Annotated in this window: 22 protein-coding genes and 1 pseudogene; 9 read left to right on the forward strand and 14 right to left on the reverse strand. The window is 65.8% G+C overall.

From position 1 onward, the window contains the following. Positions 1-47: 47 nt before the first annotated feature. Positions 48-641, reverse strand: coding sequence for a TetR/AcrR family transcriptional regulator (locus tag KLK06_RS40400; RefSeq protein ID WP_214640972.1), 594 nt, complete (start codon positions 639-641; stop codon positions 48-50). Between the two features lie 68 nt (positions 642-709). Here KLK06_RS40400 and KLK06_RS40405 point away from each other — a divergent pair, with 68 nt between their 5' ends. Further along, positions 710-1,411, forward strand: a complete 702-nt coding sequence (locus KLK06_RS40405) for an SDR family oxidoreductase (protein WP_214640973.1) — start codon at positions 710-712, stop codon at positions 1,409-1,411. Positions 1,412-1,484: 73 nt separating this feature from the next. Next, positions 1,485-1,907 (forward strand): tautomerase family protein, encoded by a 423-nt coding sequence (locus tag KLK06_RS40410; protein ID WP_214640974.1) that lies wholly within the window; start codon positions 1,485-1,487, stop codon positions 1,905-1,907. A 72-nt stretch (positions 1,908-1,979) separates the two neighbouring features. On the opposite strand, the gene KLK06_RS40415 is transcribed toward KLK06_RS40410, so the two are convergent. From KLK06_RS40415 to KLK06_RS40430, 4 genes are read right to left on the reverse strand one after another with little or no spacing between them, the layout of a single operon-like run. Then, positions 1,980-2,744 (reverse strand): amino acid ABC transporter ATP-binding protein, encoded by a 765-nt coding sequence (locus KLK06_RS40415; RefSeq protein WP_284735273.1) that lies wholly within the window; start codon positions 2,742-2,744, stop codon positions 1,980-1,982. Further along, positions 2,741-3,652 carry an amino acid ABC transporter permease gene (locus KLK06_RS40420; protein WP_214640975.1) on the reverse strand — a complete coding sequence of 304 codons (912 nt, stop codon included), beginning with the start codon at positions 3,650-3,652 and terminating at the stop codon, positions 2,741-2,743. Before KLK06_RS40420 ends, KLK06_RS40415 begins: the two co-directional genes overlap by 4 nt. 11 nt (positions 3,653-3,663) lie before the next feature. Continuing rightward, positions 3,664-4,587 (reverse strand): transporter substrate-binding domain-containing protein, encoded by a 924-nt coding sequence (locus KLK06_RS40425; RefSeq protein ID WP_214640976.1) that lies wholly within the window; start codon positions 4,585-4,587, stop codon positions 3,664-3,666. Between the two features lie 37 nt (positions 4,588-4,624). Beyond that, positions 4,625-5,893, reverse strand: a complete 1,269-nt coding sequence (locus KLK06_RS40430) for an alpha-hydroxy acid oxidase (protein ID WP_214640977.1) — start codon at positions 5,891-5,893, stop codon at positions 4,625-4,627. Positions 5,894-6,057: 164 nt separating this feature from the next. On the opposite strand from KLK06_RS40430, the gene KLK06_RS62645 reads away from it, so the two are divergent. Further along, a complete protein-coding gene (locus KLK06_RS62645; RefSeq protein WP_214640978.1) occupies positions 6,058-7,707 on the forward strand; it encodes a CdaR family transcriptional regulator in 1,650 nt (549 codons plus the stop codon). Here the strand turns inward: KLK06_RS62645 and KLK06_RS40440 are convergent. Together KLK06_RS40440 and KLK06_RS40450 are read right to left on the reverse strand one after the other, a co-directional pair. Beyond that, positions 7,704-8,267, reverse strand: coding sequence for a hypothetical protein (locus KLK06_RS40440; RefSeq protein ID WP_214640979.1), 564 nt, complete (start codon positions 8,265-8,267; stop codon positions 7,704-7,706). The genes KLK06_RS62645 and KLK06_RS40440 overlap by 4 nt on opposite strands. Before the next feature lie 724 nt (positions 8,268-8,991). Beyond that, the gene (locus KLK06_RS40450; RefSeq protein ID WP_214640980.1) at positions 8,992-9,603 is read right to left on the reverse strand and encodes a hypothetical protein; all 612 of its coding nucleotides are present in this window, start codon (positions 9,601-9,603) and stop codon (positions 8,992-8,994) included. A gap of 54 nt (positions 9,604-9,657) precedes the next feature. Between KLK06_RS40450 and KLK06_RS40455 the strand changes: the two genes are divergently transcribed. The 3 genes from KLK06_RS40455 (at position 9,658) to KLK06_RS63240 (ending at position 10,820) form a co-directional block, all read left to right on the forward strand. Further along, positions 9,658-10,155 (forward strand): hypothetical protein, encoded by a 498-nt coding sequence (locus KLK06_RS40455; RefSeq protein WP_214640981.1) that lies wholly within the window; start codon positions 9,658-9,660, stop codon positions 10,153-10,155. 111 nt (positions 10,156-10,266) lie between these two features. Beyond that, positions 10,267-10,599 (forward strand): hypothetical protein, encoded by a 333-nt coding sequence (locus KLK06_RS40460; RefSeq protein WP_214640982.1) that lies wholly within the window; start codon positions 10,267-10,269, stop codon positions 10,597-10,599. Then, positions 10,596-10,820, forward strand: a complete 225-nt coding sequence (locus KLK06_RS63240) for a MerR family DNA-binding transcriptional regulator (protein ID WP_374197178.1) — start codon at positions 10,596-10,598, stop codon at positions 10,818-10,820. Before KLK06_RS40460 ends, KLK06_RS63240 begins: the two co-directional genes overlap by 4 nt. Here KLK06_RS63240 and KLK06_RS40470 read toward each other — a convergent pair. Next, positions 10,732-12,309 (reverse strand): amidase, encoded by a 1,578-nt coding sequence (locus tag KLK06_RS40470; protein ID WP_214640983.1) that lies wholly within the window; start codon positions 12,307-12,309, stop codon positions 10,732-10,734. The two genes, KLK06_RS63240 and KLK06_RS40470, sit on opposite strands and share 89 nt — an antisense overlap. 467 nt (positions 12,310-12,776) lie before the next feature. Between KLK06_RS40470 and KLK06_RS40475 the strand changes: the two genes are divergently transcribed. After that, positions 12,777-13,487 (forward strand): alpha/beta fold hydrolase, encoded by a 711-nt coding sequence (locus KLK06_RS40475; protein WP_214640984.1) that lies wholly within the window; start codon positions 12,777-12,779, stop codon positions 13,485-13,487. A gap of 252 nt (positions 13,488-13,739) precedes the next feature. On the opposite strand, the gene KLK06_RS40480 is transcribed toward KLK06_RS40475, so the two are convergent. From KLK06_RS40480 to KLK06_RS40490, 3 genes are all read right to left on the reverse strand, one after another. Next, entirely contained in the window at positions 13,740-14,279 is a 540-nt protein-coding gene (locus KLK06_RS40480) for a DinB family protein (RefSeq protein WP_214640985.1), read from the reverse strand. Between the two features lie 146 nt (positions 14,280-14,425). After that, the gene (locus tag KLK06_RS40485; protein WP_308168676.1) at positions 14,426-15,163 is read right to left on the reverse strand and encodes a VOC family protein; all 738 of its coding nucleotides are present in this window, start codon (positions 15,161-15,163) and stop codon (positions 14,426-14,428) included. A 397-nt stretch (positions 15,164-15,560) separates the two neighbouring features. Then, on the reverse strand, positions 15,561-16,178 hold the full coding sequence (locus KLK06_RS40490; RefSeq protein WP_214640987.1) for an RICIN domain-containing protein: 618 nt from the start codon (positions 16,176-16,178) through the stop codon (positions 15,561-15,563). Between the two features lie 186 nt (positions 16,179-16,364). On the opposite strand from KLK06_RS40490, the pseudogene KLK06_RS60515 reads away from it, so the two are divergent. Then, positions 16,365-16,490 (forward strand): annotated as a pseudogene (locus tag KLK06_RS60515) (IS5/IS1182 family transposase); the annotation flags it as partial. Between the two features lie 12 nt (positions 16,491-16,502). Here the strand turns inward: KLK06_RS60515 and KLK06_RS40495 are convergent. Next, entirely contained in the window at positions 16,503-16,868 is a 366-nt protein-coding gene (locus tag KLK06_RS40495; RefSeq protein WP_214640988.1) for a hypothetical protein, read from the reverse strand. 128 nt (positions 16,869-16,996) lie between these two features. Here KLK06_RS40495 and KLK06_RS40500 point away from each other — a divergent pair, with 128 nt between their 5' ends. Then, positions 16,997-17,845, forward strand: coding sequence for an alpha/beta fold hydrolase (locus tag KLK06_RS40500; RefSeq protein WP_214641158.1), 849 nt, complete (start codon positions 16,997-16,999; stop codon positions 17,843-17,845). A gap of 163 nt (positions 17,846-18,008) precedes the next feature. On the opposite strand, the gene KLK06_RS40505 is transcribed toward KLK06_RS40500, so the two are convergent. Together KLK06_RS40505 and KLK06_RS40510 are read right to left on the reverse strand one after the other, a co-directional pair. After that, the gene (locus KLK06_RS40505; RefSeq protein ID WP_214640989.1) at positions 18,009-18,809 is read right to left on the reverse strand and encodes a hypothetical protein; all 801 of its coding nucleotides are present in this window, start codon (positions 18,807-18,809) and stop codon (positions 18,009-18,011) included. Further along, positions 18,797-19,306 (reverse strand): hypothetical protein, encoded by a 510-nt coding sequence (locus KLK06_RS40510; RefSeq protein ID WP_214640990.1) that lies wholly within the window; start codon positions 19,304-19,306, stop codon positions 18,797-18,799. Before KLK06_RS40510 ends, KLK06_RS40505 begins: the two co-directional genes overlap by 13 nt. Between the last annotated feature and the right edge of the window lie 209 nt (positions 19,307-19,515).

Consider the following 19,515-nt stretch of genomic DNA (forward strand, 5'->3'; position numbering starts at 1 on the left):
GCGTGCGCTGATCGCGAAGTGGGAACCGCTGGGCGCGGAGTTCCGGGTTACTCGGCGGGGCTTGTCTCCCCGTTCGCGTCACCCACGAGATGTTCGCGGACCGCGGTGAGGATGCGGTCGGACAGGTCGTCGTCGGCGCAGGCCCGTGACAACAGCAACGCTCCCACGATGGTGGACAACTCCACGAGCACCGCCTCTTCATTCCCGTCGTCGAGCTGCCGCATCCCGTCGACCATGCCATGCAAGCCGATGGTGAACGCCTGACGCAGGGGGTCGCCGGGTTCGGCGCGGGCAGCGTCCACCGCGAGGGCCGGGCCGGGGCAGCCGAGGGCGGGGTTGTCGCGGTGCAGGGCCGACACATAGCCCGCCAGGAATTCGGTGCGGGCGCGGCCGGGGGCGGTGTGCTGTGTGAGGTCGTCCAGGGCGGTGGCCCGTTCGGCGAACGCTGCCGAGCAGGCCTGGGCGATCAGGTCGTCCTTGGAGCTGAAGTGGCGGTAGAAGCCGCCATGGGTCAGCCCCGCGGCGGCCATCGCCTGCGGAACGCTCACCTTGTCGACGCCGTGCGCGCGCAGCAGCTTCGCCGTGGCCTCGATCACCTGCTCACGGTGCCGCGCGGCTTCGGCCTTGGATGCTCGGGGCATGGTGGGTACACTTCCCTCACGGTATAGATGATGCTAATAATCTATTCTACTCAGAAGGAGGTCCGTCCATGGTCGCGATCGAGAACTCCGTGGCGCTGGTGACCGGTGGCCAGCGCGGTCTCGGCAAGGCGTTCGCCGAGGCACTGGTGGAGCGCGGTGCGGCGAAGGTCTACGTGACCGCGCGCAAACCCGCTACCAGCGATGATCCGCGGATCTTGCCCGTTGCCCTCGATGTCACCGATCAGGACGCGGTATCGTCCCTCGCCGCCCAGGCCCGGGAGGTGACCATCGTGATCAACAACGCCGGCGTGCTCATCCCATCGCCGCTGCTGAAGGCGGACATGGCCGACGTGGTCGCCACGTTCGACACCAACGTGTTCGGCGCGCTGCGAGTGGCGCAGACCTTCGCTCCCGTCCTGGCGGCCAACGGCGGTGGGGCGCTGGTCGACATACACTCCGTGTTGTCCTGGGGTGCCGGCGCGGCGGCCTACGGTGCCTCGAAGGCCGCGCTGTGGTCGATCACGAACTCCCTGCGCGTCGAACTGGCCCCGCAGGGCACCCAGGTCGTCGGCGTGCACCTCGGCTTCGCCGACACCGACATGACGGCGGGGATCCCGGTCCCGAAGGTATCGCCCGTCGAGGTCGCCATCGCGGTGCTGGACGGCATCGAAGGCGGTGCCGACGAGGTGCTCGTGGACGAGGTCACCAGGCAGATGAAGGCGGCGCTGTCCGGCCCGGTAGGAGGGCTCACCGTGGCCATCGGGCGTTGAGCCATCTGACATTGAGCCGTCTGACATCGAGCCGTCAGGCGCGTAGCCGTCGAACCTCAAGGAGGCAGGGCAGATGCCGTTGTGGCAGGTCTATCATCCCGTCGGCGCGTATTCCGAGGAGCAGAAGCGTGGCTTCGCCGAGGATGTCACGCAGTTCTACGCCCGTTTCGGGCTGCCGAAGTTCTACGTCGTCACGCTCTTCCACGAGGTCCCGCGGGCATCGTTTCTGGTCGGGGGAGTACCTTCGGACGACACCGTGCGCGTCGTGATCGAGCACATCGCCCGCCATGCTGAGGATTCCGGCCTGCGCGAGCGGATGAGCGAGGGCCTGGGTCGCCTGCTGGCCGCGCATACCGGCGACCGCGGGCTGCACTGCGAGTTCCACATCGACGAGACCCCGCGGGATCTGTGGATGATCGACGGGTTGTTCCCGCCCCCGACGGGCTCGGAGGCGGAGCAGCTCTGGGCGCAGGACAACCGGCCCGCGCCCTACTGATCACGCCACACCGATCAGGCGCGTGGTCACGGGCCATGCTCCTCGTCGTGGGTGGGGTGTCCGTCGAACTGGCTAGAGCACCTTGGACAAGAAGGCCTGAGTCCGTTCGTGCTGAGGGCGGTCGAGCACTTGGCTGGGTGGGCCGCTCTCGACGACGGCGCCGTCGTCCATGAACACCACCTGGTCACAGACCTGCTTGGCGAAGCCCAGCTCGTGGGTGACCACGACCATGGTCATACCGGCCCCGGCGAGGTCGCGCATCACGTCGAGGACCTCCCCCACCAGCTCGGGGTCCAGAGCCGAGGTGGGCTCGTCGAACAGCATGAGATTCGGCTTCATGGCCAGTGCCCGGGCGATGGCGATCCGTTGCTGCTGGCCGCCGGAGAGTTCTTGGGGGTACGCGTCGCCGCGGTGCCCGAGCCCGACCCTGTCCAAAAGCGTCTGAGCCTCGGCGGTGATCTCCTGGCGGGGACGACGCTGCACCTGAATCGGCGCCTCTACGACGTTCGCGAGCACAGTCATGTGCGGGAACAGGTTGAAGCGCTGGAAGACCATGCCGACGCTGAGTCTCGCCTTCGCGGTCTCGCGCTCCCTCTTCTCGTAGAGCTTCCCGTTGCGCTCGGTGTAGCCAACGAGCTGCCCGTCGACGTAGAGCCGCCCGGCATCGACCTTCTCCAGGTGATTGATGCACCGCAGGAAGGTCGTCTTGCCGGAACCCGACGGCCCGATCAGACAGGTAACTGAACCTTTGGCCACTTCGAGGTTGATGCCCTTGAGGATCTCCGTGGAGCCTAGGCTCTTTCGAACGTTCTGGGCTGACACCATCGCGGTGCTCATGATGCCGTCCTCGTCTTGTGGCGGACCCGCCGCGGTGGTGTGTCGAATCCGCGGCCGTAGCGGCGCTCGATCTTGTTCTGGAAGAAGGACAAGATCGTCGTCATGAGCAGGTACCAGAGACTGGCGACGATGAGCAGCGGGATCGTCTGATAGTTCGCCGCGTAGATGATCTGCGCGGAGTAGAGCAGGTCGGAGATTGCGAGCACGCTGACCAGCGAGGTGCCCTTGAGCATCGAGATGACTTGATTGCCCGTCGGGGGTAGCACGACCCGCATCGCCTGGGGTAGCACGATGCGCCGCATCAGTGTGCCCCTGCTCATCCCCAGAGCTCGTGCGGCTTCGGTCTGACCGCGGTCGACCGATCCGATTCCACCTCGGATGATCTCCGCCATGTACGCGGCCTCGTTGAGTGAGAGGCCTAGGAGGGCCGCCCCGAGCGGGGTGATGAGCTGGTTGGCTGAGGCGATCTCGATCGAAGGCCCTCCGAAGGGGACTCCCATGCTGATGGTGGGGTACAGCGCGGCGATGTTGTACCAGAAGATCAGTTGCACCAGCAGCGGTGTACCGCGGAAGAACCAGATGTAGCCGCGACTCAGCGTGCTGACGATGGGGTTGGCTGAGAGACGCAGGATCGCCAGGACCGTGCCCAGGAGGATGCCGGCTGTCATGGAGATCAAGGTCAGCACGAGCGTGAGGCCGGCTCCGGCCAGAATCTGTTCGTTGAACAGGTAGGAGCGAACGACCCCCCATCGGTAGTTCTCGTTGGTCGCCACGCTGAAGGCGACAGCCGCTGCCACGACAAGCAGCACGATCGCTATGGCCAGCCGGACGTTGTGCTTGAGCGGCACCACCGTGGTCGCCTCGTCCGTGGCACCACTCGTTCCTGGTGACCTGGACTGTTTCCGCATGTCAGGTACCACTACTGAGCAAAGTTGACGCGAGCGTCGGTGATTGCCGCGCTTTCGATGCCGTACGTGCTGAGCACCTTCGCGTATCCCTGGCTCTTGATCACGGCGGCCACAGCAGGACCGACTGCCTTGATCAGGCCCGAGGACTTCGGCATGCCCACACCGACGGGGTCCACGCCGTAGTTGGCGACCACCTCGATCTGCGGGTTCTGCGTCGCCGCGTAGCCCATGATCGGCGAGTCGGCCAGCACCGCATCGAGTCGTCCGCTCGTGAGGGCGGAGATGGCCTGACGAGTGTCCTGGTACTGGAACGTGGCGATGTCCTTCTCGCCTTTGCCGGCGCACTCCTTGTTGTACTCGGGAACGTGGGTCGTCAGCTGGTAGGAAGCGGTAAGGAAACCGACCCGCTTCCCGCACAAGCCGTGCTCGTCCTTGACGCCGACCGGATTGCCCTTCGCGACAGCGATGGAGTTGCCGATGGAGAGGTAGTCGACGAACTCAAGGACCTTCATCCGCTCCGCGGTGGGAGTCATCGACGAGACCGTCATGTCGTATCGGCCCGCCGCGAGCCCCGGAATGATGGAGTCGAAGTTGGCCACCTCGATCTGTACATCCACGCCCAGCGCGTCACCGATGAGGCGAGCGATGTCGGGGTTGATCCCCGTCATCTCCTTCGTACCCTCCTTGTAGTACTGCGTAGGAGGCTCGTTGGTGGGGATGGCGACCCGAAGGATCTTGCTGGACTTGATCGAGTCGGGCAGCAGTCCCGCGGCCTTCGAGTCGACAGCCGTGGAGGGCGCCGACGCCGACGCCGACGATTTGCTGTCGGTACCTGAACCGCAGGCTGCGAGCAAGGCGAGGAGGGGCAGCACTACGGCCGTGGCCACGACGGCCCGGGGGCGACTGGGGCGCTTGATGGTGAAGAGGTTGTTCATCTGGGACTTCCATTGTGCTTGGCGCTGCATGGCGGACCTAAATGTGGGTGCTTGTGGGGCGTGCCTGGAGGCCGAGTACGTCGCTACGGTGTCGTAGCAGGTCCCTGCCTCGGGTCCGCAGTTCCTTGATGCTTGTGACGCCGAGGAGCATCATCGTTCTGGTGATTTCGGCGCGAAACAGGTTGAGGACGTGCTCCACGCCGGCCTGCCCGGCGGCCGCCACGCCATAGAGGTAGGGCCGGCCGATGGCGCAGGCATCAGCCCCGAGCGCGAGGGCCTTCACCACATCGGTGCCGCGACGAATGCCACCGTCGACGATGATTTCCACGCGGCCTGCGGCCTTGTCGACGATCTCGGGCAAGACGTCCAGCGGTGCGGCCATGTGGTCGAGCTGGCGGCCGCCATGGTTGCTCACCTGGACGGCGTCGATGCCGATTCCAGCGGCGACCAGGGCGTCATCGGCGCTGACACAGCCCTTGACGATGATCGGACCGCGCCACCGCTCGCGCAGGTCCTCGATGTCCCTCCAGTCGGTTGGCTCGTAACTGCCGGCGAGGAGTGAGCGCCACATGTCCGGCGTGCTCGTGAGCGGGCCGGTCGAGACCTCGCCGCTCAGATTGGGGAAGGCGATCGCGTCATTGGCCAAGAAGCGCAGGGTCCATCGAGGGTGCAGCGCCCCTTCGATGACGGTCTTGCCGCGGATCGACGGCGGAGCCGTGAATCCATTGCGGTAGTCGCGCTCGCGGTGCCCGATCGCCCGGCAGTCCACGTTGATGATCAGACCTTCGTAGCCGGCGCTTGCTGCCCGGTCGACGAGCGCTTGGAGCAGGCCCTTGTCGGTCGTGAGGGAGAAGTTGAAGAACCGGCGCAACGAGGGCGCAGCAGCGCTGACGGCCTCCATGGGCGTATTGCTCAGGCCCGCGAGTCCGAAGGGCAGGCCTGCCTTTTGTGCTGCCAGGGCCACTGCGATCTCGCCTTCGGGGTGAAACAGGCGAGTGCCACCGGTGGGTGCGAGGTACAGAGGCATGGAAGCCGGTCCGCCGAGCAACGAGCTGCTGACGTCGAGGTTCGCAACAGAGCCCCACCTCGGGACGAACGACCAGTCGGAGTAGGCCTCCTGGTTACGTCGCAGCGAGGCCTCGTCCTCTCCTCCACCTTCCATGTAGTCGAAGATGCCCTTGGGGAGCCGGCGGGCCGCGATGCGGCGGACGTCTTCGACACTGAAGCAGCTCCTCTCGAGCCGCTCGGAGACGGACCTGGCGGGGGCCTGTACCAAGGCCAGGGTCCGCAAGTCCTTGAACTTCACGTGGCACCTCTCTGGCGAGTGTGGGGCTGGCACGCCCCAACAATGACTTTCGCCACAAGCAAGGTAAATGTGAAAACGTCCAGACCCTACGCACCTTGATTGTGTTAGCGTCCAAACCCATGGCTGGCGGTGGGTTGCATCCGCGACAGTCGATGGCGGTCAGCGTGACGCACGACTCGACGCACGGCTCTGACGAAGCGACATCGATCGTTCGCCTGGCCGACTGCGTGAGACTCATGCAGTCCGACCTCGTACACGCCAACCCCCGCTCGGACACCACCGAGCGGCCCGTCACTGACGTCATGCTCTACGACCCCGTCGACGACTGGACGAGCCTGGACGGGCGCATCATCCTCGCGGTCGGCTGCACCTACGGCTCGCCTGAGTTCGACACACTCCTGCAGCGAGCTTCCGCGGGGAACGCCGCGGCCGTCGTGGTGAAGGCGTATGGCGCAAACCTCGCACTCCTGGGCTCAACCGCCGACAGGCACAGCGTGGCGATGCTGGTCGCCCCCCACGACGCCGACTGGGCCCGTCTGGCCGCCCTCGCGAGATCTGCCGTCGTAGGAGCTGCGGTCGACACCGTGTCAGGGGTCCGGCTCGGTGACCTGTACGCATTCGCCAACGCCATCGCATCGATCACCGACGGCGCAGCCAGCATCGTGGACACGTTCGGCAATGTCGTCGGCTACTCGACGTTGCCCGGACAGCCGATCGACGAGATCCGGCGCCTTACTACCCTGACCCTGCAGGAGCCCGAGCCCCCCGCATTCGACCCGGGCTTCAAAAAGGTCTACGCCTCTGAGAACGCATTGGTCATGCCCTCCCCCTACGCAGGGATGGACCGACTCGCGTTGGCAGTGCGGGCAGGCGGAGAACTGCTCGGGTCCATCTGGGTCATCGACCCCGGCGATGAGAAGCGGGCAGCCGCGCTGCAGGCCTTGGACAGGATGGGAGACCTGGCGGGTTTGCATATGCTCAATGCGCGTTCAGAATCTGACTTTGGTCAACGGCGTAGCAGCGATCTGATCCGCACGCTCGTGGACGATCCGCCCAGCGCTCCCTTCGCAGCCGCCCAACTGGGGCTGGATGTCGCCCACGAGATCGCGGTCGCCGCATTCAGCATCGTTCGGCCCGAGCGCGGAAACCTCGACGCGGTTCGGGAGATTCGACGTCTGCTGCATCTGATCACGACCATCTGCAATGTCCAGTTCGGAACAAGCCACAGCGCGGTCATCGACTCGGTGGTCTACGCCTTGCTGCCCGCCGACGGCGCGAACCCCAGAGCAACGCAACGGCGGGTGATCGAGGAGATCTGCACCTACGCGAACAAAATCACAACGGGTCCCCTCATCGCCTCCGTTGGCAGCATCGCGCCGAAGATCGAGCAGGTGGCGCAGTCCAAGGACGAGGCATTGGAGACGCTGCACTACTTGAGCAAGCTGCATAGGAATGGCGCATGGCCTGACACCCAACATATCTCCGGGATGTACGAAGATCACAGGGTCCCGCTCAGCCTGTTGAAGATCGGTCACTTCGTCGCCGACGCCGGCCTGCACTTCGACGATGGAATCGACCGTCTCAGACGACATGACCAGGAGCACGGCACTGACTACCTGCCGACGCTGCTCGCGTACTTCGTCCACAACACCAACATCTCCGCGATGGCTGCGAGCCTGCAAGTGCACAACAACACCGTCCGCTACCGGATGACGCGACTGGCAGAGGACTTCGAACTGGATCTGGAGGATCCGAACTCAAGACTCTGGGCGTGGCTGCGCTTGTCCATCTCTGAGCTGTCCGGCCCTTCCTAGCCAGGGCGAACGGACGACAGCGCGAATCTCGAAAGGGTGTAGCTCTTCCTCAGTGAGTGCCTGAGCTGGGGTTTTGTGGTCATGACTGTTCGACCCATTGTCACGGTGACGATCACGCGGGAGACGCGGCAATTTCCTTGAGCACGTCCAAAAGGTCGATCACGCCCCACCGGCGGGAGATCTCCACCTTCAGCGCCTTCAGGCCTGTTCGGCTCCTGCTGCTTATTCAGTGGCGACGCGCTGATCCACGGCTCGCCCCTCTTCCGTGTGATCTTCGCCCCGCCGGTGGTGCCCCTGCGCATCGCCGTCTCCAGCCGATCCAGGTCGGCGGTGTGGCGGCGTTGCGGGTCGGCGATGAACGCCGCCGGGTCGCGCGGCTTGGACAGGACCTCGTAGTGCACGTCCCGGGTACCGCCGACGCTGCGCGGGCACGCCTTCACCGCCGAGAAGGCCACCGTGGCACGCAATCGCGCGACCGCCACAGGCCGAAGCTCCCCAAGAAGGCCGTCGAGTCCGGCGATGTGAGCCTGGCGCGACTGCTGCGCGGCGAGTAGCGCCATGCCCTCCAGGGGCTTGGTCGATCATGCCGAGGTCGTCTCGCTGAAAGGCGACAGCTACCGGCTCAACGACCGAGACCTCGGCCGTGTCCCCGCGGCCAAGACCGACAACTAAAGATGAAGACTTCGGGTGGTTCAAGGTTCACCCGGAACATTCGGGTCACGATCGAGCCGGAATTGACGCCGCGATCGGATGAGCTTGTGATGGCTCACATTGTTTGATATCCGACCGATATCGGCCATGAGGTGCTGCTGCATCGGGCATTTGATTTAACGGAATTAACAACCCAAGGGCCGTATACCGTGGTGTAGCTACCGCTGCTGTCCTGGCAGAAGAGCACGACCCGTGTCTGAGTCACTCCGGCACCGCTGCACATCGCCCAGCCAGTGCCGCCGATAGTGCCGATCTGCGCGTTAGTGCTGCAGGTCGCTGCCTGGGCGGGAGCGGTCGGTGACGTTAGGGTTGTCGCGGCGGCGATCGCGGCCACCGCGGCCGCCGAAACGCCGAACTTCTTGATACGGCCCATTAGTTACCTCTTTCGGTGTCGATGTTTACTGCTTGATGGTAGTCACAGCCTTGGTGGAGATCCATAGGGGAGGGTATGCAATTTTAGTGAGCGGTTTACGGGCTGGCCGCAGGGCCGCAGATTGTAGTCCGGAATAGAGAAACAGTCTGTCTGTTTGAGAAGCGCAATCGGGCGTAGCTCTTCCTCAGTGGCTGGAGCGATCAAGCCGTGAGGGAGTATCCGTTCTGGTAATCCGGTTCGTGTTGCCGGGCGCGGTGGAAACGCCAGTATTCGTCGAGATCACCGTTGGCGATCAGGGCGCGGAGTTTCAGGACGGCTTCGGCTCCGGCCAGGCCCCAGCGTGCCCCGGCGAGGTCGAATCTGTCGGCGATCAGATGGCGGCAGGCGCCTTCGATCACGCCGGTCGCGATCGGCCATCCCGCCTCCAGCGCCTGGTCGTAGCGCAGATACTCGACGTTGTTGGTGAGGTAGCGGATGCACGCCTCGATGCCGTCGCGGCGGTGGACGGCCGTGGTGGCCGCCTGGCCGGACAGCGCGGTGATGACGTGGCCGGTGTGCCCGGCCAGCAGGGCCAGAGCGTGACCGGCGACCCAGTCCTCGGCGGCCGGTGCCGCGGGAGAATGCAGGCTCCAGGCGGCAGCCCATAATCTCTCCAGCACGTGAACGAAGTCGATGACGATGTGGACGCTGATGCCGCGGCGGGCGGCCTCCGCCGTGATCAGATCGAGCTGGTGGCGGGCTCCGTCGACGAGCACGACCCAGGGACGGACATGGCCGGGATCACGGGCTTCGGCGTGGGCGGGCGTTCTCATGCAGTTAGGGATCCAGAAACGCGGCCGAAAGTTAGGCGTTCCCTGGAGTTGATTATGATCTTCCGCCTTGAACAGCTCGCATTCCACGCGATCCGGGACTGCGAATATGACGAGTCGGGAGCATCTAACTTCATGCGCACGCGTAGCAGTGTCGTCACCTTGGCCAGTGTGGCGCTAGCCTCCACCTGTTTCCTGATCAGCCCGTCGCCGGCGAGCGCAGCCGGCCCATGTGGAGCCGGCTACAGCCGCATCGACGTCTACGCCATCCCCCAGAGTGGTCCGAAGATAGGTTCCCTCGAGCTCTACTACAACTCGGGCACCGGGAAGAACTGCGCCCTCGCCTACGGGGTCGGCTCCAACTACTACGGAAAGTCCACCTACAAGGACGTGGCCATTCGCCGTGCGGGGGGCAGCGGCGGATGGGTGTCGAACAACGGGTATTTCAAGTACTACGCGGGTCCGGTTTACATCTCAGCCAAGGACACATGCATCGATCTTGCCGGCTACATGGGGGGAACTGAGCGCTACGTGTGGAACGTGCACTGCGACTGACCCGCGGCCGGGGTCGTTGCCGCTCGCGGCTTGCATCCTGTACCTAAATACAGTTTTACCGTCATCCCGTCCCCGGGGCCCGGGGACGGGATGACGGGAGTGGTGAGTGCGATGAGTGATCTGGCGTGGGTGCCGCAGTCCTGCACGCTGCCCACCGAGGAGCGGCCGCTGCGGGTGGCGGAGTGGGACGCGCTGTTCGCGAAGTGGCTGACCGGGGTGGCCCGGCCGCAGTCGCTGACGCTGAGGCTGGAGCTGGAAGACGGTCCGGGTGTGACTGATCAGGTTCGCGACCTGGCCGAGCGCGAGGGCGGGTGCTGCTCGTTCTTCACCTTCGCCGTCGCCCCCGGCGAGAGCGGGATCCGTCTGGACATCTCGGTGGACCACGTGCACGAGCCGGTTCTGGACGCCCTGGCGGTGTGGGCCGGGACGCAGGTGCCGCGATGAGTGCGGGCCTGCGCAGCGGGCAGGGCGCCGAGGCCGCCGGGGTGAACGTTCAGATCCTGCGCTACTACGAGCGCCGCGGTCTGCTCGTCGTGATCCGCACCTCGTCCTCGACGGACACCCTGGTAGTACGCCCTACTTCGGTACCTGGAAGCCGCCGATCTTCTGCTCGAGCAGTTCGGCCAGCCGCAGCGGGGTGCGGTCCTCGAACATCGGGCCGATGAGCTGCACTCCCACCGGCAGACCCTCGGGGGACAGGCCCGCTGGGATGGCAGTGGCGGGGAGGCCGGGCATGGTGGCAAGACCGGCCCAGACGAGCTGGTCGAAGTACGGGTACTCGACGCCGTCGATGTTGATCCGGCGTTCCAACGGATTGGGGTGGTGGTCGTGCGGGAACGCGGGAGTGGGCGTGATCGGACACACCACGGCGTCGAACTCGGCGAAGAGCTGCCGCCAGCCGTGGCGGTGGAGCTCGCGACGGCTGTTCGCCTCCATCCAGTCGCGGTGGGTGAACACCATGGCGCGCAGCCGCGCCGCTTCGAGACTCTGGTCGTCTGCGCTCAGTCCGGCGGCGCGGGTCTGCAACTGCTCGTACGCTTCGACGGGAAAACGGGCAACTGAGCTCGAAATCAGCAAATGCATGTAGACCATCGCGGCTTCGGTCAGATCGGGCAGCAGCGGACTGTGCCGTTCGACGCGGGCGCCGCCGTCGGCAAGCGCGTCGGCCACCCGGTTCACGCCCGCCCGTACAGCGGCCCCGGACGGAATGAGCGGATGTTCGTCGAGGACCAAGACCCGGAAGTCGCGGAGCCGTTCGTGGCGCGCGGGCGGCAGCGTCAAGCCGTGCGCCACGCCGAGCGTCAGCGGGTCCGGTCCGGCCATGACGTCGAGCAGGAGCGTGAGGTCGCGGGCGGTGCGCGCCATCGGGCCGACGACGGCGAGGTCAAGGTCGACCGGCAATGCCGGCGCGGGCGGCGCGACCATGCCGCGGGTTGCCGCCAGTCCGAGTGTCGGCTTGTGCGCATAGATGCCGCAGAAATGCGCGGGGGTGCGCAGCGAACCGGCGATGTCGGAACCGATGGACAGCGCCCCGAATCCGGACGCCAGGGCCGCCGCTGATCCGCCGGAGGATCCGCCCGCCGTGCGATCGTGATCCCACGGATTGTTGGTGGTGCCGTAGATCTCGTTGAAGCTCTGGATATCTTGCAGCCCCAAGGGCACATTGGTCTTGCCGAGCACCACCGCGCCTGCGGCCTTGAGCCGCGACACCTGTACCGCGTCCTCGGCCGGCATGTAGTTCCGGTGTTGCGGCATGCCCCAGTTCGTGGGCAGCCCGGCGATGTTGTAGGACTCTTTGACCGTCACTGGAATGCCGAGCAGCGGCCGGTCCTCACCGCGGGCGCGCGCCTGGTCGGCGCCGCGTGCGGCGGCTCGTGCGCGGTCGAAGTCCGGCACACAGATCGCGTTGATCGCCTTGTCGTCCCGCTCGATACGGGCGATCGCTTCGTCGGTCAATTCCGCCGAGGTCACTTCACCGGTACGCAAGGCGGCCGCGAGTTTTTCGGCTGTCTGAAAATTCCACTCCATGAATCCGGGACCGTACCGGCCTCTAAAACAGGCCACAAAATGCCGATTCGCACAACGGGTGCTGGCTTCGATCGTCTTCCCGAGTTCGGCCAGCGAGGCGTTGTCTGCCGGCTTCTCGTACAGCATCCGGGCAATTCCTTGCAGTCGGTCGTTCCGTGGCTCCGACAGGTGCGGTGTTCGTGTGCTTCGCGGAGTTCATCGACGAGGGCTCGAAGGAGGCGGGAGCGCGCGGAGCGGCTGTAGTCGGGCGCGGCGTCGTCGTAGTTGTGGGGGCCGGTCAGGGCGAGCAGGACCTCGCGGGCGAGGCCGGAGGCCAGGAACACGGCGGGATGCGACTACACCGCGCTTGTCTCGCCGGATGGCCACAGGTGGCGCCCGCCAGAGGGCCACATATGTGACGTCGCACCGGCGATCGGGCGAGGTTGGCGGCGAACGGGCATCGGTTGGCATCCTAGCGGTAGCACGCCACACCTTCACCCGGTGACACTGTCTCCATGCGGAGTGGTCCTCAGTCGTGCAGAGCGCCCGACCGCACCACATGTCATCGAGGCAGCGTGCCTCGATGCCGCGGTTTGAGAGAGAAGGAGAAACGCATGGCGACGTTCGTCCTTGTGCCCGGCGCTTGGAAGGGCTCCTGGTCGTTTGAGGCGGTGGTTCCGCTGCTGGAGCGTGCCGGTCACACCGTTCACGCCCTGACCCTGACCGGTCTGCGGCCAGACGACGACAACGCGACGATCGCGACCGCCAACCTTGACACGCACGCCGACGACGTATTGCGGCTCCTCGATCGCGCCCACATCACCAGCGCGACGCTGGTCGGCCATAGCTACGCCGGGATGGTGATCGCCGCCGCCGCCGACCGCGCTGACGGCCGGATCTCACGACTGGTGCATCTCGACGCCTACGTACCGCGCGATGGCGAGTCGTGCTGGTCATCAACGAACGAGCACTTCCGGGAAGTGTTCGCTGCCGGCGCTGCGGCCACCGGCTATGCCGTCCGACCGCCGGACGGCGGCGATCCCCGCCGCCGTCCCCATCCCCTCGCCTCGTTCTTGCAGACGATCCGGCTCACAGGCGCGCTCGCCCAGGTCCCCCGTCGGGAGTTCGTCTACTGCTCGGGATGGGAAGACCGGACGCCGTTCGCTGAACTCCGCACCCGGCTCCAAGCCGATCCCGAGTGGCAGGTCCACGACCTCCCAACCGGCCACGACGCAATGCATGAGGCCCCGGAGGCGGTCGCTGCACTACTGCTCGGCGAATGCATCGCGGATGCGTCGACGCACAGACGACAGGTTTGCCATTGAGGGCTGCACAAGCCCAGTTCCATCCGGCCCCGCAATACTCATGCCGTCGTCTGGGGCCACGTACTCCGCGCGCGTGGCCGAGATCGGGAGGCCGAGTAGGGGTGTAGAGGACCCATCGGGAAGACCTCGACGTGCTTCGCTACCAACGACCGTCCTGACCTGACCACGTTCGCCCGGCTCGATACACTCGGCCTCGAAGTCACCGGGCAGTGCGCAGTGCTGGCGTGCCGAGTCGTTGAGCCGGACCGGTGGTCAGAGCCCTACCGCTCCATCGATCTGTTCCCGAAGCAGGTCCGCGTGGCCGTTGTGCCGCGCGTACTCCTCCACCATGTGCATCAGCACCCAGCGTAGTGACACGGGTCCTTCTCCGGGTTCATGCCCGGTGAGTTCGAGGTCGGGGGCGGCGTCGACGAAACGATCCGCGAATGCGATCTCCGCTTGCCACGTTCGCCATGCCTGGGCAACCATCTGCGCGTCCGCGCTTGCCACATCGAATGCGCCGTCGGGGGCGGTTGGAGAGGAGAACAGGGGTGGGAGTTCCTGTCCAGCCATCACCCGACGGAACCAGAAGCGTTCGGACTCGGCCGCGTGTCGCACGAGGCCCAGGAGCGACAGCGCCGATCGACCTACCGCCCGCTCGGCGAGCTGCTTCGGCTCCAGGCCGGCGCACTTGTGTTCCAGGGTTTGCCGATGCCAGCGCAGGAATGCCACCAACGTCGTACGCTCATCCGCTTGTGATGGCCGCTTGGCGCGGGAATCGCCGCCACTCTGGACGAACAAAGGGCTCGACATCCCGTCATCATTCACCATCACGCCGCTCGCCGCAGGTCAAGGTCAGGACAGCGCAGGCCAGACTGCGATGGCCTCGCTGTACGGGAAGATGCTCGACCACGCTGCTGAGGAGCCGTTGTACGACTCGCTGGTGAAGAAGGGCTGCGTCAGCCCTTGCCGAGGACGCAGAACTCGTTGCCTTCGGGGTCGGTGAGGACTGTCCATGACACATTGCCTTGGCCGACGTCGGCGTTGGTGGCGCCCAGGGCCCGCAGTCGGGTCACCTCCGTCTCCTTGTCGTCAATGGGGTACGGCAGCAGGTCGAGATGGACGCGGTTCCGCACGGTTGTCACGTCGGATGTGCGGCGGAGCTCCAGATATGGCCCGACGCCGTCGGCGGAGCGCAGCAGCGCGTGATCGTCGGTCACCTCGTGCGGGGTCAAGTCCACCGCCTCGCCCCAGAACCGGGCCATGGACCGCGGGTCCGTGCAGTCGACGACCACGGCGGCGATCGGCCCGGTGTCCTGGTGGGTCTCCCGAGGCTCCCGTACGCAGAACTCGTTGCCTTCTGGGTCGGCCAGGACCGTCCACGGGACGTCGCCCTGGCCCACGTCGGCGGGTGTAGCGCCGAGATCTTTCAGGCGCGCGACCAACTCGGCGTGATGGGCCGCAGAGGTGGTGGCGAGTTCGAGGTGCGCGCGGTACTTCACTGTTTCGGGGTTCGGGACGGTCACGACATCGATGTAGAAGCCGGCGGGGTCTGGCCAGGCGAAGCCCTCGGGTTCGAGGTTGGTCACGCCGGGTCCCTCGCTGGAAACATTCCAACCGAGCGCCTCCGCCCAGAAACGGCCGAGCGCCGCGTCATCCCGAGCCTTGAAGTTCACCTGAACAAATCTCAATGCCACGCCGCCGATCATATGCCCAGGCAGATGAGGCCATTTCCGTATTCAGACGCTCAAGGCGGGTTCGTTGCCTAGCTAGGTGAGAGGTGGCCAGTCCCCGTCTCGGAGGTGCCGTAAGCGGTCCCAGCCGATCCTGGTGGGCCGAGTGCGCAGTAACTTCCGCGTGTTCCTCGATGGATGCAGACGGTTGAGGACGCCGATTCCTACTCGGGCCTTACCCTCGCAGCCATGTTCTCGAAAGCCCTCGGGTGGAGGGCTTCCGAGAACATGGTGCTCTCGAAAGCTGCCGGCCTGCGGAGATGGCTGGCAGCGGGAATTCTGGCCGGATACGACACGACCTTGGCCTGCAACGCTGTGGTCGCGCTCGTCCTTCATGGCGAGCCTGGTAGGGAAACCTCGATCAGGAAGCGAATCCGAAGGCCGCAGGAGACTCAGGCAGATTCCATTGCTGGTCGGGGTGGAAGTGGCAGTCCCAGATCACGAGCGGGGTGCCGTTGGCGGTGCTGCCGTTGTTGGCCAGGCCGACGCACTTGGCGGTGCTGGCGGCGAAGCTGCGGATGGAGTAGGTGTTGGCGCCCAGGGCCGCGAACCTCCATTGCTGGTCGGGGTGGAGGTGACAGTCCCAGATCACGAGCGGGGTGCCGTTGGCGGTGCTGCCGTTGTTGGCCAGACCGACACACTTGCCGCTGCCGGCGAGTGTGCGGATGGAGCGGTCGTTGTTGCCTTGCCAGATCTGGTCGGGGTGGAAGTGGCAGTCCCAGATCACCAGCGGGGTGCCGTTGGCGGTGCTGCCGCGGTTCGCCAGACCGACACACTTGCCGCTGCCGGCCTTGCTGCGCAAAACGGTCGAGGGAAGAGAGTTCGCCTGGGCGGCGGCCGGGAACCCGAGGAGCGGAGCGGCGACGACCGGTTTCCCTGCGGAGCCGGTTTCCGCTGTTGCTCCTGGGGTGGCGAAGACGCCACTAACGATGACGGCAGAGGTTCCCAGCGTCATTGCCAGCCGCGCTGACTTCTTCATGTCTACCTCCATGAAAGAGTTGGATTGGATTTCTCCAACCGTGCATCGCAGTGGCTTGCGCAAAGAATCCTCAGATTTAGGGGTTGCGATGGCGTGGATTCGCCAGATTAGGGTTTTTGGGGAAAAGTCGGGGAAGGTGGCTCCCACCGCTGGCCGGGTCTGCGGTCTGTCCGGGTGGTGCGGACCCGGCGGTACGCGCAGATGAAGAGCTGGCGCATCCTTCGAAAGCTACGCTCCAGCCCTTCCAAGGCCGGCCACCTCTGCAAGGCCATCGCCGTCCTTCAAAACCACCGAGTTACCCAGGCCGCCTGAGGACGGAACGGCTCACTGGTGCGCGTCGTCCCGGAACTCATACCAAGGCCCCCTCACGTGCCGGACATCGCTTGGGCGGCTCGCGGGGCTCCAGACATAGCCGTAGCCGTCCCCTCCCCAGCCCTTGCCTCGGTAGAAGTAGACCTGTTCGTTCTCCCGACGGACGAACTCGAACGAGAGGCTTCCGATGTTTTGATCCCTGAGTTCGACGCCTTCCCCCAATGCGCGGGCGACCGTCTCCATATTCCCTGACGAGTGGATGAAGCGCAGATCCTCAGCCCAGATAAGAGCCACGATAAGGATGGCAGTCAGGAGAACCGCACCCAAGTACGCAGCTCTGCGTAACGCAGGCCTTTCCACGCGCCTCGTCTCGATCATGTGGTCATCTTCACATGTGCTGGGGCTTGAGCGGGCTAAGGGGTTCATCAGGTCGTGGGCATTACCGGGTACGCCGGCTGCGAACTCCGCCGTGATGCTTCGATTCGGCTCATACGATCCGGAGCGTGATGAGGATTGATGGTTTGGCCTATGACGAGGTGGGTGAGGGTCCTGCGGTGGTGCTCATCCACGCGGGGATCGCCGATCGACGCATGTGGAGACACCAGCGCGACGCGCTGTCCGGCCGTTACCGGGTGATCGGTTACGACTGGCGCGGGTATGGCGAGTCGGCCGATCCGGCAGACGAACTCGTACACCATGAAGATTTGCTGCGCCTGATGGACGGACTCGGCGTGGAACGGGCGGTGCTGGTGGGTGATTCGATGGGTGGCTCGCACGCAGTGGAGGCGGCGTTGACGGCGCCGCATCGAGTGGCCGGGCTCGTGCTGATCTCCTCTGGGCTGTCGGGCCACCTATGGCCCGATGACATGATCGCCCAAGCGCGGGAGCGGGTGCACAGCACCGTCCCTGCCGACCGGCTGGCCCGTTATCGGAGCGGGACGGCAGAGGTCGTCTCCGCCGATCTCGATGCCTTCTCCCGGGCCCATGCGCTATGGCAGGTGGCCGGCCCCGACCGCGGTATGGACGATCTCGATCCGGAGGTATGGGAGTTGGCGTTCGCCATGATGCGCCGGGTGTTCGAGCGTTCCTGGAATCGCCGGCCCGTAGCCGAGCGGCACCTGTCGGCCAAGGATCGGCTGCACGAGATCACTTCGCCCACTCTGGTCATCAACGGACTGTCGGATGTGCCGGGTATCCAGGCGGTGTCGGATCTGCTGACCGAGAAGATCAAGGGAGCCCGGCGGCTCGATCTGCCGGCAACGGGACATCTGCCGCCATTGGAGCGGCCTCAGGAGGTCAATGCCGCGCTGAGCAGCTTCCTGGACGATCTGAGCTGGCGAATCTCGCCGGCCTGATGTGGGTCATGGACGAACCCGACACCTTCGTCTTGTCCGGCACGATCAGATTCCACCGCTACGCCTGACAGCTCCTGAGCCGCTCAAACCTCGATGACATACGCACAAGATTCGCCGTCACCGGACATTGATCACCTTGAGAGATCCCGCCCGTGGAGCGAACTCAGCCCGCCGTCAAGGTCTGGGCGGGTCCGCCGATGTGCTGCCAGGTGCCGGAGTCAGCGGACCAGCGCAGGATCCGCGAGCGGTCCTCGGTCAGCACGAACACCGCCTCCCGGCCGACCGCCACCTCCGCGCCGGCCGGGCCGATGTCCTGCCAGCTCTGGTCCGCGCGGCCGTTCGTCGAGTCAGTTAGGACGCGCAGGCGTGCGCGCGAGGGGTCGGTGGAGAAGAGGCCGGCGGGGCCTCCGTACAGCTCTGCCGCCGGACCTGCCGCGTACGTCCAGGGCGGCCAGGGTGCCGACGGATCGTCCGAGAGCCAACGGTTGACCAGAGCGCGTTCCGGGGTCAGGCCGTACAGGTGACGGTCGGTCAGAGCGAACGAGGCCCCTGCCGTGCCGACGCGGTCCCAGGCAAAGGGGCGGCCCGCATACCGGAAGATCCACCCCGCCTCCGGATTCGTCGCGAAGAGTCCGGGCTCGCCGCCGTACAACCGCACTGCTGGGCCGCCGATCGTGGTCCATGACGTGCCGTGCCCGTCCCACACGGTGACGGACTGGCGGTCGGCGGCCAGCCGGAAGACGTGTGCGCCGCTGACCGCGAAGTCGCTGCCGGGCTCACTGATCAGCGTCCAGCGGCCGGGTCGGCCCTCATACCGGTAGAGGCGGTCGTCCGTGCCGGTCGCGAACAGACCGGCGGGTCCGGAGTGCAGGCGCTTGGCTCCGTCGCCGATTCTGGTCCAGCCTGCTGCGTCCGTGCCATCCCAGCGGAAGACGCCATCACCGCCCGGCCCTACGGCGAACACGGCGTCCCCACCTGGAGAACCCCGTCCGAGCAGCAGGGCGAGCACCGTGAGAACCGCGATCGCGGTGCCGCCACCGACGAGGAACAGGGGGCGTGGACGGCGGCGTCTCGCAGGCGCTCGAGGCTCTCGGCCGGTGCCATGACCGCCGCCGTCGGTGTGGACGTCGGCGGAGGCAGCGGCGGCGGAGCCACCGGGATGGGTTCCCGGTGTGCTGCTTCGAGGGCCGCCGCGTACAGCCGGGTGGCGGTCTCCATGTGACCGTGGCGGGTGCGTTCGTCCGGTGCGTGGTCCTGGACCAGTCGTGTCAGCAGCTCCAATGGGATGATCTTCAGGCCTGAGCGGTACTCGCTCCAGAGCGTTTTGCCCACGTGATACCGCGCGGCGAGCTCGCGGACGGTCATTCCGGCGGTGAGCGTCAGCAGGAACTCCGCCAGTGCGTTCGCCTGCTGTGTGCTGCCACGAGGGCCGCCCTGGGGCCTGCCCACTTTGCGGTTCATCGCGGCCATCGCTCCCTCCGCCGGTGATCAAGTCAACAGGCCGGATTGTCCGCGGACAACTCATTGTCCGGATTTGATCAGGGATTCACGTCGGCCGCTTCCGGACAATCGGCGGACCCGTCAGCCTCGAAAACGCCGGATGGTAACCATCCGCGCAGCCCTGCCGCCCCCAAGTTCCGCCAGATCACGGGTATCTGGCGCGGGAGGAG

The organism is Nonomuraea sp. NEAU-A123 (genome assembly GCF_018603905.1).
Classification (GTDB): domain Bacteria; phylum Actinomycetota; class Actinomycetes; order Streptosporangiales; family Streptosporangiaceae; genus Nonomuraea.